The organism is Metabacillus endolithicus (assembly GCF_023078335.1).
GTDB lineage: Bacteria > Bacillota > Bacilli > Bacillales > Bacillaceae > Metabacillus > Metabacillus endolithicus.
Genome location: NZ_CP095550.1, coordinates 208,647 through 224,905 on the forward strand (window position 1 = coordinate 208,647; position 16,259 = coordinate 224,905).

The window sequence follows — 16,259 nt, forward strand, 5'->3', positions numbered from 1 at the left end:
TACAACAAATCGGTTTTATTGTATAAAATCCGGTGATTCTAAAGAGGGAATTTTCATCGTAATTTTCGTACCCACACCCTCATAGCTTTCAACAGTAAATTCCGATTTATTCTCATAAAAACTTAGTACACGATCCTTAATATTCGATAACCCTATACTCCTCATACTCGAAAAAGTTTGGTTTGACGTCTTACCTAGTTTGACCTCTTTTAACCGTTTACTAGACATTCCTACTCCATCATCACTAACGATTAATTGCAAGATGTTGGTATCAGAAGATATTTTAATTAATATTGTTCCGTATTTATTATCTGGAATAATACCATGAAACAAAGCATTCTCTACCAATGGCTGAAGAATTGTCCGTGGTACATTCACATTCAATATGTCACTATCCAATTGCCAGATTACTTCAAATCGATTAGGATAACGATAATTTTGAATAATAAGATAGTTTTTGACATTATTTACTTCCTCCTCAACCGTTACAAAGTATCCGCCTTCTCCATACTTCACGGTATCTTGTAAAAGACTTATGAAGGATTCTGTTATTTTTACAATATCCTCATTCCCATGTTTTTGAGCAATATAAATGACTGTATTTAACGTATTATAAATAAAATGTGGATTTATTTGTGATATTAACAAATCCATGTGTAACCTCTGTTTTATTTTTTCATCTTCAATTGAACGCTCAATATATTTCTGTAATTCTTTTACCATATAATTAAAACCTTCGCCCAAAACTTCAAATTCATCACCACTTTTAATATCTACAAAGGTCTCTAACTTACCTTTAGATACTTCTTTCATAGCACGAGCTAATGTGGAGATTGGTTTTGATATATTTAAGATCATCGGCGTTAAGACAATCATGATCAAAATAATATTTAAAATGGTTACCCCTGCTATGAAATAATAGACAAAATTCACTTTCTCTAATATTGCTTCTTTTTGATTGACCGAAACAATCTTCCAATTATCTTCCATATGGGGATTAATAATCATAATTTCATCAGTATTTTCGACTATTTTTATAGCTTTAGAATTTTCACTAATAAAAGAACTTATTTCTTTCTCATCATGTTCTCTCGGATATAGCAGTGAATTCTGTGAGTCAAATAAATAAAAGATATCGTCTCTCGTTTCATCTTTTAAAATACTTGAAAGATGATTTGTATCAATATTTACAATAAGGTACTTTAGTTTACTATCAGGATTTAAAAGGGGGTTGAATTTAACAATATAGCTAATAACTTTCTTTTCCTGCTGGTTATTTTTTAGTAAATGCTCTTCTGAAAAGCCACTATAAACTTCTCTTTTCAGAAATAAATTGAACCATTTTTCCTTTAAAGTATTTATATAATAATCATTTTGAATTGACTTAGATGAAATAACATTTCCATCTTCACTAACCAAAATAATGCTATCAAGATAATCATTAAGTAATAAATAGCTCTTTAGTTCATTACTTAACCATTCTTCATTTAAGATTTTTTCATAGATACTTTCAGCAGAATAAAGCGAAGTTATTTTATCTTGTATTTCATGATCAACAAGAATATATTGAGAAAATTGCTTAATATCATTTTGGAGGGATTGAATGCTCTCAGCTCGTTCTTCTAGCTTTGCACTTTCATCTTCTTTCACTTGTTGAATTAGAATTTCACTAAAATAGGAATAAATAAAAATTCCACTTAATAATAAGGAAGAAGAAATAATAATTGCAACCACTAATAAGATTTTTGTTTTTAACTTCATCTTCTTTGGCTCAAACTTTCTTTATAATCCTTAGGTGTTACTCCGGTCATTTTTTTGAATACTATACTAAAATATTGACTGGTCTTATACCCAATCATTTCAGCAATTTCATATATTTTATATTCTTCTTTTTGTAGAAGTTTCTTAGATTCTTCGATTCGGTACCAAGTTAAATAGTCTAAAATTGTTTTGCCTGTTTCATTTTTAAACACATGTCGCAGATGATCCCCGCTTATTGAAAGAGCCTCACCAATCTCATTAATAGTAAAATCCCTTTGATAGTTTTTGTGAATATACCTTAACGTCAGTTCAACCTTAGCGGAGTAGTTCGCTTTGTATAAAGTAGATGTTATTTTTCTATACTCATTACTCATCCACTGACTAATTTCCTCTAAAGTAAATACCTGATATACATGTAGTTCATTCATTACTTCCATATCTAAATAACTCGGCAAATGATATTGATTTCTTAATCTTTCTAACCTACTAATTAATTCCTTACATACAAACTTTAATAAGGTAGGGTGAAAGTTGACTTTCACTAACTCAAATACATCTCTTATCATCGGGATAAATTCATCATTATTTTCATTTAATACCCTTGCAACTTTCCTACAATTCTCTTGAATATCAATCTCAGAAAGAATGATATCCTGTGAATTAATTATTGTACCTCTATCAAACAAAACTAGTGCTGTTGATTTCTCTTCACATTGTTTATAGATTTCTGGTAAATGTTCTAAGTGGTTAAATAAGGGCGAAATCAAGATCGAAACAGAAACATCGCCCATGACATCACGTTGTAGTTTTAATGCTGTTTGATATATAATTTTCCGGTAATCTCCATCCGTATATCTCTTTTCCGTCCTACATAGTAATACTGCTTTTTCTTTGTCAATAGGAATAACTTCAATAAACTCTAGCTCTTCTGAATATTCGTTTAGATCTTCAAGATTCTTACTTTGCAAATCCAAATTTATGAAGAATCTTTCATCAAAGATGGGATAAGGAACATCTACCTTTAGGTAAAAAATAAGAAATTTCCCTTTATATTCTTTCGGGTAAAATTTATTTATTGCGGTCTTGTTACCAAAAAACAATAAATCTCTTATACTCTGACTTTTTATTGATCTGGCTATCTCCTCTTCTCCTACCAATTCTTCGTATATTTTTTTTAGCTCCTTTGCTAAGCTTGTTTTATTCATCTCATGCTTTAGTAAAAAATGTGAAATACCAATATTTATTGCTCGTTTAGCATACTCAAAATCCCTGTGCGAGGTAAGCAAGACAATCTTAATGTTCGGGTTAAGTGCCAGGACCTTTTCACTTAGACTTAAACCATCAACTACAGGCATTCTAATATCCATGAATATAACTTGAGGACTAGACAAACGAACAAGCTCCATCGCCTTTTTCGCAGAGAAAGCTTCCCCAACAATTTCAAATCCAAAATCTTGCCAATTCAACAGACTCTTAAGATGGTCAATTGCTAATACCTCATCATCAACGATCATTACTTTTATCATCGCGCTCCCCTTTTCACGTTTGAAATCAGCTACCTGAAAAAAGCTAATGGTCATTTCTTGTAAAATGAACACTAGCTTACGCAAAGCTTTTCTGGATGATTATTTTATTTCGAGCTCTAACTCATATATTGCAGTTGCTGTTATTGACTTAATCTCTGAGTGGTTATGGTTAATCTCTGCTCTAGCAGCCATTGGTGAATCAGATTTAACATAACTGCCCTCTTTTACCGGTGATACATAAAGGTACATTCCCTTATTCATCAGTTCTTGATAATATTGCTTCAGTCCTATTTGCCAGATATCATGATTAGAAAAATTATCATGAATTAATCTCCCGTCTATAAATGCATAGCCAATATCTCCAAGGTATTCAATGTTAAGGAGATACTCTTTTACTTCGTTAAACGGATTTGATGTAAAGTCAATTTTTGCTTTTGATGTACCAACCATCTTAATATCTAATTCTATATCTTTTGTTTTTGTTATTATTTGATATTCATCAAAAAACCCATTATCCCCAGCCTTTTCAAGTGGCTCTTCTTGGAAGTATAGTTTTTTCTTCAAAGGTGGGAAAAACATTAAATCAACTTTATCTTGTTCATTACTATACTCAAATCTCATCTTGTTATCGCTGAAAAGGAAAGTGGTATTTGTTATAACAATCTGTTCATTATCCTCTATTTTACATTTCCAAAAATTCAGACTTATTTCATCAGATAGAGTAATAATATGAAGTTTTGTATGTGAGTTTAGGGTGATATCGATAACATGGGTTTCTTGATTTGCTAGCTTAATTACTACTTCATTATCCCAATCAATTTCTCCCTCACTTAGGTCAATATTTTTGATATTTTCCCGACTAAAGCAATATTCGGCATTCATGCCTTTAGGAGTAAAGAAAAAATAATAGTTTTCACCATTATGTTCAAGTTTCGTCATTAGTTGAGTTGTTGAGTACTTTAAGATTGCTCCATCAATTTCCAAATTAAATGGTAGAATACAACTTGTATTTTTAGCAATTGATAAATCACCATTTTTAGGTAAATTTATAGTTTCATTGTTAAGTCGCATGGAAATGTGGATATCATGTTTGTCTTTCATTTCAACATGATCCTGGTAATTATTGATAAATAGAAATCCTGTGTTTTCATGGCTCTAACCGCATAACGCAATGACTCAGTATCAGTTGGGTTTAAACTATCACACACATCTGGAAGTATAGTTTGTGTTTTACTAAAATCCTTTTCAAATGTAGATAAAAAATAATGTAATCGTTTTAATCTTTTATATGATTCTCTAATTTGTCCAAATTCTCCTATGGGCGCCTGATAATCATAGGAAATTTTAGGAGTGGCATTCTCATTTAAGAATGTTTTCCCTACAGGATTTGTACCACCATGGAATACATAATAGTCAATAAAATTACATCCCCCTGCAACCTTTATATTAGCCATTGCATCTACACTCTCATATGGTAATTTAAATCGATAATGATAAAAGTTAGTCATTCCGGCTCCCATTTCACAGCAGGCATATGGAAGATCTTCAGCTTGGTAAGTAGGTGTAAACCCATAATTTTCTTTTTCATTATTATGAAAATCCCGATAAATATACTCAGGCGTAGGTGGATGTTCTTTCACATCTCCATAAAATATCCACGGCCAAAAAGCATATCCTCCCCATAGAGGGAGCACTTCATCAGAAGGTGCAGCTGCCCCTCCCCATCCAGTACACGTATAGAGCGGAGTCTCAATTTCCGCTTCGATAGCTAGTTTTTTTAAAGTTAAGATATGAGAATCTCCATCCCTACCTGCAGAAAGCCATTCATTACTTGTTCCAGCGGTAATTTCCCAAGGCGCACCAGCATGTTCATATTCATTTTCTAGCTGTGTACCAATTATGGGACCATTATCCTTAAATAATAATCCATTTACTTGTTTTCCGATTTCATCATAAAGTCTTTTTACATAAACTAAGTAAGCTTCATCATTTGAACGAAGATCGAATGGTCGACCGAAAAGCCAGTCTGGTAAGCCTCCGTTTCTCGCCTCTCCGTGTGCAAATGGTCCAATTCTTAAAATGACATAAAGTTGATGCTTTGCACAAATTTCAACAAACTTTCTTACATTTTTATTTTCTTCCCATACAAAAATACCCTGTTCTTCTTCATGATGATTCCAAAAGATGTAGGTTGCGATCACATTTATTCCGCCCATTTTCATTTTAATCACTTCATCTTCCCATTTTGCATGATGATAGCGACTAAAATGAAATTCACCACATATTCCGATAAAAGGCTGATTATTTTTCTCCATATAATAATTTGTTAAACTTATCTTATCTCCGTTTAGATTTGAACCTCCAAGTTTAGTTTTGCTTGAGAAAATATTTTTCTTACCATTTTTTACTTTAATTTCGTATTCCTGCATTTACTCATCTCCCACTTCATTCAATCAGTAGTCGCTGTGAAGGATCTTCCACAGCAACTACTATATTAGTTCTCAACAACACATAATTTTTTATGAGTTAAAGCTCCTTGATGAATTGCATCAAATTTTAATGCAATGTTTAATTCCTCAATAGCTTGTTGATGTTGATTTAATCCAATTAATCCAAGTGCCCTCATGTAACGACAGTGAATTTCGTTCCGCTTTTTTAAATCTTCATCAAATACTAAAAAGTCTGGAAGCGAAACAGCAAAATAATCTATTTTAGGAGAATCAAATAAGTGTTTTTCTCCATAATCTATTAACTTATTAAAACGACTTTTTGACTCTTTAAACCTCTTTAATTTTTGTAAAGCTAAACCTTGGTAGAAAATCATATCCGCTGGCTGATCATTGTAATAAAGGGCACTTGCTGGTTCATCTAATCCTTTTGATGCAGTTGTAAAAGATTCGACAGCACTGTGTTCATCTTTTAACCCTTCATAAGCACAACCTAGGTAATAGTAAATATTATTCTCTTGTGCACCAGCAAGTTTTCCCTCACCTAAATTTTCAGGATAGATAAGAGCTTTCTTAAAAGTTTTTAAAGCGTTTACAAACTGTCTTTTTTGAAGATAATCTTTTCCAAGCTCAATATGAGCATATACATATTGCCCTGTTACCTTTCCTTCTCCCCCTTCCCATGGATGAAAGATACGCCTTTCGAGTAATTTTAATGCTTTCTCATAATAACCTAGGCAATTTAGGATCGTAACATATTCAATATACAAATCATCTCTTGATTCAACTAACGGTAAATGCTTATTTAAATGATGAAATCTTTTCTCTGGTGAATAGCCTAATTTCTTATGTAGTTGGTCTAATTCATACAATACCCTTGCATCAGAAGGATCACAATCAAATGCTGTCTGTAAAGAAATTAGGGCAATATTTTCATCTTGTAATTGGTTATAGTAGGCAATAGCAAGGTTTCGATGTACGGTTGCAAAACCAGGGTTTATATCCCTTGAGGTTTCCCATTGTGATATTGCTTCTTTATACCTTTTTTTATCATAAAGCAAATTGCCTAAATAATAGCAAGCCTTGCTATCCTTTGGATTTGCATTAATAGCAGTCTCTAGCACAAGCAACTCAAATAAGCTATTCGGAAAACAATAATCAGATGAAACTAAGTTACCAGAGATCCTATAAAGCTGGGCTTTCTCTTCTTGACCTAGTTTTGAATACAAATATCCTAAAGAATAATAAATAATTGGATTTCCCTCATTTACAACTTTTGGGATTAATCGACTTAAAATTTGTATTGCTTCTTCATAAGCTCCACATTCTTCATAATCAGCAGCTAAATTTAAGAAATTATGAGAATCACCTCTCATAAAAACTTCAAGTTCCGATATGGTAGAGTGAGCATCGTTAGAATTTCCTAATTCTAAATAAACTAAATAGAGTTCATAATAAGCTCCAAAATCTGCAATATCCATCATGATCGTCTCTTTAGCAAAACGTTCTGCTTCTTTTAAAGAACCGGTTTTTCGTAGTAACATTGTTTTTAAGTGACGCCCTTTAAAATTTCTACTATTGCGAACTAAGGATTTTTCTATAAATTCTAATGCTCGTTGATACAATCCTTTAGTTGACTCAATTTGAGCTAGGGAAAAATATCCACATTCTTGCCAATGCGATGACCAAACGGATTTATAAAAGGCACTGTATGCTTCATCTAATTTTCCTTGTAACTTGAGTGATAGACCAAGCTGATAATAGGCTTCACTGTCATATGGATTTGGGTTTCTCCAGGTTAATAACTCAATAGCTTTATTAAAACATTCTTCACTCTTTTTAAATAATCCTCTCCGAAACAACAATGTTCCGTAGGCCACGTTAATTCTGATATTTTTTGGTTCTCTTTTTAACCCTTCTAAGTAATATTCATCAGGCTCCAAGGTAGCATGCCTATACTGCTCTAAATGTAGTCCTGCAAGATATAATTCCTCTGTCGTTGTTAATTCTTGTGGAGAGGGTAATGATTTTGCCGGTTTTGGTATTTCTTCTATTTGTTTTTTTGCTGGTTGATATGAAACTAATAATTGCTTCTTTTCATCTTTGACAGTCAAAAATAAATCATGTTCAAGTTCACTTTGATCTATTTGAATATGGACCCTATATGTTTGATTTGGAGATATATTAATTTTTTCATTTAAGTAAGATCGTTTCTTACCATTTAACTCGACAGTTGCACCCTTATAATTTGATGTTGCGTAAACATGAATAGTAGCCTGATTTAATAAAGAATCTACTTCTAAATTCACAGCAGCATGTTTTGAAGCATTTTTCACCAGTCCAATATGCTTATAAGGCATAAAATATTGGGTGAATCTTTTTTCTTCATAAGGATGTAGCCATGTAAAATCCGGCTGATTATCAGTAAACACACCGGTCATTAACTCAATATATGGACCATCATCGTCCGTTAATTGGCGGTCCCAAGCTTTTCCAAAGTCACCATTCCCCCAAGTCCATTGCTTTTTCCCCGGAGAAATATAGTGATCCGCTACATGAAGCAAACCTGCTCGCAAGTTATGATCATATCCCCCCAACAAAATCGTAATCCGATTTGTAAGCCATATAAGAAGTTGGAACTGGGATGTTTTTATAACGAGAGATATCTACTCCTTCTGAATAATCCATTTTATAATAAGTGCCGGTTGCTATTGGAAAGCGTGATACATCTCTCTTACCATGATCAAAAACGGCATGAACATCTGGCGGAAAGACAGATTGTGTATGATCATTTACTGCAACAGCTGGATTGGCCCACCAAAGAAATGTTTGAGGTTGTGATGTGCGATTATACAGCTGTGCCTTTATTTCTAAGTATGCTTTCCCAGGATGTAGGGTAAAACCAGCTGTTACTTTTGTGCCGTACATTCTATCTATTTCACTCACCCATACCGTAGCACTTCCATCATCATTTTCTGTTAATTTATATTCAACTGGTCCATAAGTATTTGGACGATGATGTTGTGGCCAGTTGAACTCTATTCCTCCAGAAATCCATGGACCTGCCAATCCAACAAGTGCTGGTTTAATAACTGTATTGTAATAAACGAAATCGTAATTATTCGTTTTATCTAATGCTCTGTATATACGGCCACCCAATTCTGGCATTACTTCAATACGTAAATATTCATTTTCTACTATTACGAGGTTATACGATTTTAGTTTTTTCTGGTCGTGTATCTTATCTATTACTGGATGAGGATATACCTTTCCAGAGCTACCTTGATACACTCTTTTTTCAAGAAACATTGGATTCTTATTTGGTTCCCCTACCTCATAGGTAGGGATTTGTCGTGCTTCTTCCCATAAATGAACTTTTTGTTCGTTCTTCACTAAACTCCCTCCTCCTCATGTTCTTACAATACTTTCATATAGCATTTCATACAATTAACGAAATTCGGTTTATAATGGACTATTTTCTGATTTGCTATTAATATATGACTAAATCTACTCTTATAAAAAGGGAAAGAAGCTTACTATTTTCTGATTTTCGTTAGGAGTGACAATTTGGAGAAAAAGAAGAAACCTGATGGATTTGAATTAGAACGACTTCTAGTTTTACCTGATTATGTAGTGAGAGAAATGGAGAAACACCCGTTAATGGCCCTTTCTATGTAACTGATATTGGTTATTTTCCAAGAGCTAAATTTCATTATAGAGAACGAAGTAGTGGATGTGATACACACATTGTTATTTATTGTGCTGAAGGGGAAGGTTGGGTAGAAATAGATGATACTACACTGACAATTAAACCTAATATGTTAATCCATATTCCAAAAGGAATTCCTCATCGTTATGGAGCATCTGAGCAAACCCCTTGGAGTATATATTGGTTCCATCTTGATGGCACACAGGTACAAGAATATATAGAAGGCCTAGAACTACAAAGAGATTTATTCCAACTTAATTTTATAGAATTTGTAAGATTCGTAGAGATTTTTAATCATTGTTTTGATGTTCTTTCAAACAAGGTATACTCTCATCTTCACCACATTCATGTTTCTCAATCTATAAAATATCTTTTAAGTATTGTTAGTGTATCAAGCGGGTTCACCAATCAAGAAGTTAAAAAAGAACTGTATCTCGACAAAGCTATTAATTATATGAATGAAAATATAACGAATACAATTAAACTAGATGATATTGCGAAATACGCTGGTTTATCCAGACAACATCTTACACACCTTTTTAAGTCTCAAACAAACTATCCACCTATTGATTACTTTATAAGGATGAAAATGCAAAAAGCTGCACAAATGCTTGTTCTCACAAATAGTTCAATAAAACAAACAGCAATCTCAGTAGGTATTGATGACCCCTATTACTTTTCAAGGACTTTTAAAAAAATTATGGGTAGCTCACCTTCTGAATATAGACAGATTGAAAAGGGATAGTGACACTTTTCCTTAATAAAAACAAACTAAAGAAAACACACCAAACAAAAAAGTAAGGGACAGTGTACCTGTCCCTCTAATAACTTCTCCAAGCCTTTTCATATTTTTCGATAATGGTTGGTCTAGTTAGGGTATTGGTTTCAAGTTGGATTTGATTTCCGTTTTGATCTAAGATATCCTGATCAATATCTTTGCCAAAGGAAGTTAGTCCTTTTAAGACTTCATTTGTTAGAAAATTGGTTTCAACTGTTATGCTTGTTTCGTTTAGATTGACTTCTTCTCTTTTGGCTAAAACAAAGCCCCAATCACCGAAGCTTGGAACATCGACGTGGAGATTTTCTGTATGAAGATTTGCAGCCTGTACGGTTTTGTTGATTGACCAATAAACTTCTGTTGCGAAAGTAGGACTTGTGGCTTGGATCATGATGGATCCTCCTGGTGCTAAGCGATTACGAACTAATTGATAAAATTCAAGTGTATATAGTTTGTTTAATGATTCATTATTTGGATCTGGTAAGTCTATTAAAATAACATCATAAAAAGTATGATGATTGTTTTTTAGAAATTGAAAGGCATCTTCGCTTATAACCTGTACACGTTCATCTTCGAATGATTGTTCATTTAGGTTTACCACATCACGATTGGTTTTTGCTAGTTCTACAACTCTCGGATCAAGGTCAACTAAAGTCATCGACTTGATTTCATCATACTTTTGTAATTCTCTTAGAGCTAAACCATCGCCACCACCAAGGATCAGCACATTTTCTTTAGTAGATGCTGTTGCTACTACTGGGTGAACAAGTGTTTCGTGATAACGATATTCATCACTAGAACTAAATTGAAGTTGTCCATCTAAAAATAATCGCAAATCTCCTTGTTCCTTCGTTAAAATGATTTGCTGATAATCTGTCTGTTCTGTATAAATGATCGGATCTCTATAAAGCTTTTGTTCAAAAGTAAAAGCTGTTTCTTCACCAAAGAATATGCCACCTACAAGCAAAAGTAAAATAAGTATTCCTGCTGAAAAATGACGCTTAAACGACGGAATTTCTCGTTTAAAGTAATGTAAGATCCACAGGGCAATGACAACATTAATAAGCGCCACCAGAAATGCTGTTTTTACTAGTCCAAATTCAGGACGAAGTAAGTACACAAAAAGCAAACCACCAATTAATCCACCTGCGTAATCAGAAAATAAAACTCTAGCAGTACTTTTTTGCAGAGTTACACCAATTTCATTTGCCTTTCTAATCAAAATTGGCAGCTCGACTCCTGTTAATGCCCCAACGATTAGCGTGATGGAATAAAGAAAGAATGCATCCATCCCTGGACTTAGAAAGGCTGAAACACCGAACAGCAAAAAGGTTGAAAGACCACCTAGAATTCCAATTGAATATTCAATCCAAACAAATGATAAAATTAAATTCTTTGTTACCTTCTCACTTATTGAAGCACCGATCCCCATACCTGTTAGAAAAAGAGAAATGGTGAGGGTGTATTGTTTCACACCATCACCAAGTAAATAAGAGCCAGCTGCACCAAATAATACTTCAAAAATAATTCCACATACAGATACAATGCCTGATGCCCAATAGATCGCTTTGCTTTTTTTCATATTCTGTTCAATCACGCAACTGTCTCCTTGTTTATCATTCTTATGTAATTGACGCTCCAATGACAAATGCTAATCCAATTGATACACACATACTAACGATTCCTACCGAAATATTGCCTTTTTTAAGTTGTTCTTCAACAGAAAAATTTCTCGTGAAAAGCTCGAATAATAGGTAAGCAATTAATTGAAGAAGAATTCCATATGCCCCCCAAATAATTGTATCGACAACACTTGCGCTATGATAAATGGAGAAGGCTAAAACAATACAAATACCCACGATTTTCCCACCAATTGAAAGGGAAACGGCGTGGTTACCATTTAAAATTTCATCCCAATCTTTATATTTCTTTGTCATCAATTCAAATATAAGTAAGCCAATAAGTACAATTGCAATTGCAATAATAAAATACACAGCCGTTAAAATAAAAGGCCCCATACTTTCTCATTCCCTTCATTTCTTATTTTCCAGTACCAGGTCCCCCACCGCGAACAGAGGAGGTTCCACCTCTAACCGTTGAAGTTCCTCCTGTTTTGAAAGATCCACCGGAAGAACTATATCCCCTATAGCAATCATCCTGGTTAGAATAACATTTGTTACTTTGCTTCTTTCCCCAATCATCTACATCAAGAACTTCATCTAATACCCAAAGTAAAAATAATCCGTCAAAAAAGTCAGGACTATAATTGTTACGAACAAAGTCATAAGTAGAGACTTCAACCAATGTATTCGCAGGGTTTTCTTCGTCATTTGTTAACATAACAAAAGTATCTTGATAGATTAGAACTTGCTTGTTTTCTTTTTTTTCACTAACTTCTCTAGGTTTCTCATATTCTTGTAATTCATTAGCTACATCATCAATGGATTTATTTTCAGCGCTATAGATTTCAGAAATCTGTCCGGATTGTCCTTGACTTGAGACAACATCTTGTAAAATATATGTAGTGCTAATAAAATCCGCTATTCCATCCTTAAAAAATGATCCTTCAGTGGAACCTTGTGTTTCACTTCCACAAGCTGATAAAAGAAGAATACAAGATAGAAAAATAAAAAGAAGTGGTTTTTTCATCGACTCACCTTCTTTCCTGACATACTATTTCGTAGACATCCAAAGACCTTAAATGATGATACAATGGATGTCTGAAGAAATCTAATTTACTTTATCTTTATTCTTTTCCAAGCTTCTTCTTCAAAGCAGCTAGCTCATCATCAACATCATTTTTTTCAAGTGCTGCGAACTCATCATCAAGACTTCGATTAGAAGATCTTAAATCTTCACTTGTTTCTGCTTCTGCTTCATATTGAAGGACTTTTTCTTCCATTCGCTCAAAACCGCGTTTTGATTCATCATTTCCAATACCAGAAAGAGTACGGTTTATTTTTGTTCTTGTTTTAGCAGATTCAGCACGAGCTTTTAGTGAATCTTTTTTCAGTTTCATTTCGTTATATTCGGCTTTCATTTCGTCTAATTTTTTCCTTAATGAATCTGAATCAAGCTTAGCACGTTCATACGATTCTTTTAAAGTGTCTAGCGTTTGCTGGTGAATTTTCTTGTCTTCTAGTGCACGCCTAGCAAGATCATCGTTACCCGCTTCGATTGCTTGAATCGCTTGCTCATCACGTTTTTGGACCATCTTTTTAGCATCTTCATATTTTTTTTGCAACATTTTTTCGTTCGCGATTTGTTTAGCAATCGCTGTTTCTGCTTCGCGTATATCTGATTCCATCTCTCTCATGAATTGATCGAGCATCTTAACAGGATCTTCAGCTTTATCCAATAATGAATTCAATTCAGAATCTACTACCGTTTTTACCCTTTTAAATAATCGAAACATGTTATTTCCTCCTATTTACTTGCTATGATTTTTAATTCATATTGTTCAATTTCATATCCAGTGCTTACTTCAATTTCACTGCCCCATTTTTCAACAGACAGAAATTTCTCTTCCTCTTCATCACAATAGTCATAATATTGACAAACCATACCATTTATGTTTTGATTACGCCCGATACCTGTTACTCTGGCGCTTCCAGATTCATCCAAATGATAGGTAATTCCTTCATATTCCAGTTTTTTTGGAATTGGTTCTTGAAGATTAAGCTTTACTTTCTCGTAAATTCCCAAATAAAGCTCATCATCCATTTCAACACTTAACCAAATGGTTTTTGAAACTCCCTCAAGTTGATAGGCATGCCACTTAAATCCATGATCATCATAGCTTATTTTACCGACTATTTTGTAATCCTCGAGATCATATGTGACAATATCATCTGTTTGCAGGTTAAACATATTTCGTTCTTCAACAGACTTATTGTTTGTTTGACTCTTACCAAATAATTTACTAAAGAAACTCATAAACTCACCCCGCTTTTATTCTAATGTTTTCCAATAAATAATACGACTTAATGTTCAAAAGGTTTCACTTTGTTTAACAAAAGATCCTCATTAAATAGCGAATTAATTCGAAACAATGGGTTCAACTTCAAATGGGACAATGAACCTGTCCCTAAAGAAACGCCTCAGCCAATAAGTGATATGTACGTACTTTATCCTCAAATTGAAATGTATTATGAATAATCATAAATTCATCTGTTTGATAGAAATCGCTTAGTTTCAGTAGTTCCTCTTTTACCTTCTGTGGTGTACCCACAATCATCCTTTTCCTGTTTTCAATGATCTTTTCTTTATCTCTAGGTGAAAGCTTCTTTTGTTTTGGTGATGGAATTCTTGTATCTAGTCCTCTTTCTACTGCTAAAAGCCATAAATCCTGACTTAAGGCGATTTCTTCTGCTTTTTCTTGGGTATCAGAACATACAACAAAAATACATACATTCGCTTTCGGACTTGGTTGTGTTTTTGATGGTTGAAAGCTTTTTCTATAAGTTTCCATAGCATGTAAGCCGTTTGCGGGATGTATGAAATGGCCAAATGTAAAGGATGTCCCCATTTCCCCTGCTAATCTAGCACCACGATGTGTTACACCTAATAACCACATTTCAGGAACTGTTTGGATACTCGGATAGGCTTTGACATTGTGAAAGAGTTTAGAACCTGGGTTCGTGTCAAATAAATACTCTTGAAGATCTGCAACCTGTCTTGGAAACTCATTCATACTTTTCCTTATCCCATCTGTTAAGGCTAAACGAGTGGTTGGTGAGCCACCTGGTGACCGACCTATTCCAACATCCATTCGATTTGGATATAACGTTTCTAACATTTTAAAGTTTTCTGCAACTTTATATGGACTATATTGTGGAAGCAGTACACCGCCTGAGCCGACACGAATTCTTTCTGTATTAGCAGCAATTTGTGACATAAGTATTTCTGGAGATGTTCCAACGATTCCATTTGAGTTATGATGTTCAGCTACCCAAAACCGGGTATATCCTAATTCCTCTGTTATTTTTGCCAATTCAATCGTATGTTGAAGGGCAATTCTAGCAGTTTGGCCTACACTTATAACTGATTGATCAAGAACACTGAGCTTCATTTCTTACACCGCTTTTCTTAGTTCGTGTTGTTGTGTGATTAGTCTAAATGACAATTTAATGAATCTCAAATTTCTTGATTTCCCTATACTCAATTAAATATTATTTTTAATACAATTCCAAATATCCTGTTGATTGAATCACTTATTATTTCTCACCATATATAGAGCTTATTAATTTCAAAAACATGGATATTCCTTACATGATGAGGAAAAATAGACTCTGAAAGGATGTGTTAGTTTGCGAACGATAGCAGCACTTATCTCTATGTTAATGCCTGGATTTGGACAGATCTATAACGGCCAATTTGTTAAAGGAGTTATCTTGTTCTATTTAACACTTTGATAATATATTAGGGAAAATTAATGAAGCCATTCATCTAGATTTTAATGGACATCATCTGGAAGCGATAGAGGTTACGAATTTTGAATATATGCTTTTTTATCCTGGCTTTTATGTTTATGCTATTTGGGATGCATGGTTTCATGCTAAACAAAATGCAAACAAAACAACAACTCCTATTCCTTTTCTTTTTTTATCGGTGGAATATTAGGAGAATAGGTGCCCTTTTCTCTGATAAGCTACCAATTCCCACGCTAACCGTAGCATCACTAATGTTAATCCCTTCTTTTATAGGAATGATCATATTCAGAAAGCAATAGATCGACGCAATAACGTTACAGTAATGGTTATGTAACTAACAATTTATACTCCCAATAAAATGTCATAAAAATGTAACCACACATTTGTACCCGCTAGCTTAATAAACACTTGCGGAAGCTATTACGGCTATGCTCCACATAATAAGTGTAAAAGAAATCGTAAGCCAAACCGTATTAACTGTAGTTTCTTCTTCATTCTTTATCTTTTTCAATATCGTTACTAAATTGAGACAAAATACAATGCATAATATAGGCATTAAAAACCAACCTAAATATAGAAATGCAAGAATCATTTATTTCTCCCCCA

Annotated in this window: 13 protein-coding genes; 1 reads left to right on the plus strand and 12 read right to left on the minus strand. The window is 33.6% G+C overall.

What is annotated here, in order from left to right; genetic code table 11:
- Positions 1-15 precede the first annotated feature (15 nt).
- The 6 genes from MVE64_RS01105 to MVE64_RS28035 all read right to left on the minus strand — a co-directional run bounded on the left by MVE64_RS01105 (position 16) and on the right by MVE64_RS28035 (position 9,127).
- Positions 16-1,761: a sensor histidine kinase gene (locus MVE64_RS01105; protein ID WP_247342924.1), complete on the minus strand. Its 1,746-nt coding sequence runs from the start codon at positions 1,759-1,761 to the stop codon at positions 16-18.
- Complete coding sequence (locus MVE64_RS01110) at positions 1,758-3,287, minus strand: response regulator transcription factor (protein ID WP_247342927.1); 1,530 nt, start codon at positions 3,285-3,287, stop codon at positions 1,758-1,760. Before MVE64_RS01110 ends, MVE64_RS01105 begins: the two co-directional genes overlap by 4 nt.
- A 99-nt stretch (positions 3,288-3,386) precedes the next feature.
- Positions 3,387-4,388, minus strand: coding sequence for a hypothetical protein (locus MVE64_RS01115; protein ID WP_247342930.1), 1,002 nt, complete (start codon positions 4,386-4,388; stop codon positions 3,387-3,389).
- Positions 4,385-5,716: a beta-galactosidase gene (locus MVE64_RS01120; protein ID WP_247342932.1), complete on the minus strand. Its 1,332-nt coding sequence runs from the start codon at positions 5,714-5,716 to the stop codon at positions 4,385-4,387. Before MVE64_RS01120 ends, MVE64_RS01115 begins: the two co-directional genes overlap by 4 nt.
- A 65-nt stretch (positions 5,717-5,781) precedes the next feature.
- A complete protein-coding gene (locus MVE64_RS01125) occupies positions 5,782-8,310 on the minus strand; it encodes a DUF5107 domain-containing protein (protein WP_425593976.1) in 2,529 nt (842 codons plus the stop codon).
- Positions 8,311-8,317: 7 nt separating this feature from the next.
- Positions 8,318-9,127: a DUF5107 domain-containing protein gene (locus MVE64_RS28035; RefSeq protein WP_425593977.1), complete on the minus strand. Its 810-nt coding sequence runs from the start codon at positions 9,125-9,127 to the stop codon at positions 8,318-8,320.
- Positions 9,128-9,519: 392 nt separating this feature from the next.
- On the opposite strand from MVE64_RS28035, the gene MVE64_RS01130 reads away from it, so the two are divergent.
- Complete coding sequence (locus MVE64_RS01130) at positions 9,520-10,188, plus strand: helix-turn-helix transcriptional regulator (RefSeq protein WP_247346906.1); 669 nt, start codon at positions 9,520-9,522, stop codon at positions 10,186-10,188.
- 76 nt (positions 10,189-10,264) lie between these two features.
- Here the strand turns inward: MVE64_RS01130 and MVE64_RS01135 are convergent, their stop codons facing one another.
- The 6 genes from MVE64_RS01135 to MVE64_RS01160 all read right to left on the minus strand — a co-directional run bounded on the left by MVE64_RS01135 (position 10,265) and on the right by MVE64_RS01160 (position 15,292).
- On the minus strand, positions 10,265-11,803 hold the full coding sequence (locus MVE64_RS01135; RefSeq protein ID WP_247346908.1) for a polyamine aminopropyltransferase: 1,539 nt from the start codon (positions 11,801-11,803) through the stop codon (positions 10,265-10,267).
- Between the two features lie 40 nt (positions 11,804-11,843).
- A complete protein-coding gene (locus MVE64_RS01140; RefSeq protein WP_247342935.1) occupies positions 11,844-12,239 on the minus strand; it encodes a DUF350 domain-containing protein in 396 nt (131 codons plus the stop codon).
- 22 nt (positions 12,240-12,261) lie between these two features.
- Positions 12,262-12,870 (minus strand): DUF4247 domain-containing protein, encoded by a 609-nt coding sequence (locus tag MVE64_RS01145; RefSeq protein ID WP_247342938.1) that lies wholly within the window; start codon positions 12,868-12,870, stop codon positions 12,262-12,264.
- Between the two features lie 97 nt (positions 12,871-12,967).
- Positions 12,968-13,636: a PspA/IM30 family protein gene (locus MVE64_RS01150; protein WP_247342940.1), complete on the minus strand. Its 669-nt coding sequence runs from the start codon at positions 13,634-13,636 to the stop codon at positions 12,968-12,970.
- Positions 13,637-13,647: 11 nt separating this feature from the next.
- Positions 13,648-14,157, minus strand: a complete 510-nt coding sequence (locus MVE64_RS01155; RefSeq protein WP_247342943.1) for a DUF4178 domain-containing protein — start codon at positions 14,155-14,157, stop codon at positions 13,648-13,650.
- Between the two features lie 151 nt (positions 14,158-14,308).
- Positions 14,309-15,292: an LLM class flavin-dependent oxidoreductase gene (locus MVE64_RS01160; protein ID WP_247342946.1), complete on the minus strand. Its 984-nt coding sequence runs from the start codon at positions 15,290-15,292 to the stop codon at positions 14,309-14,311.
- Between the last annotated feature and the right edge of the window lie 967 nt (positions 15,293-16,259).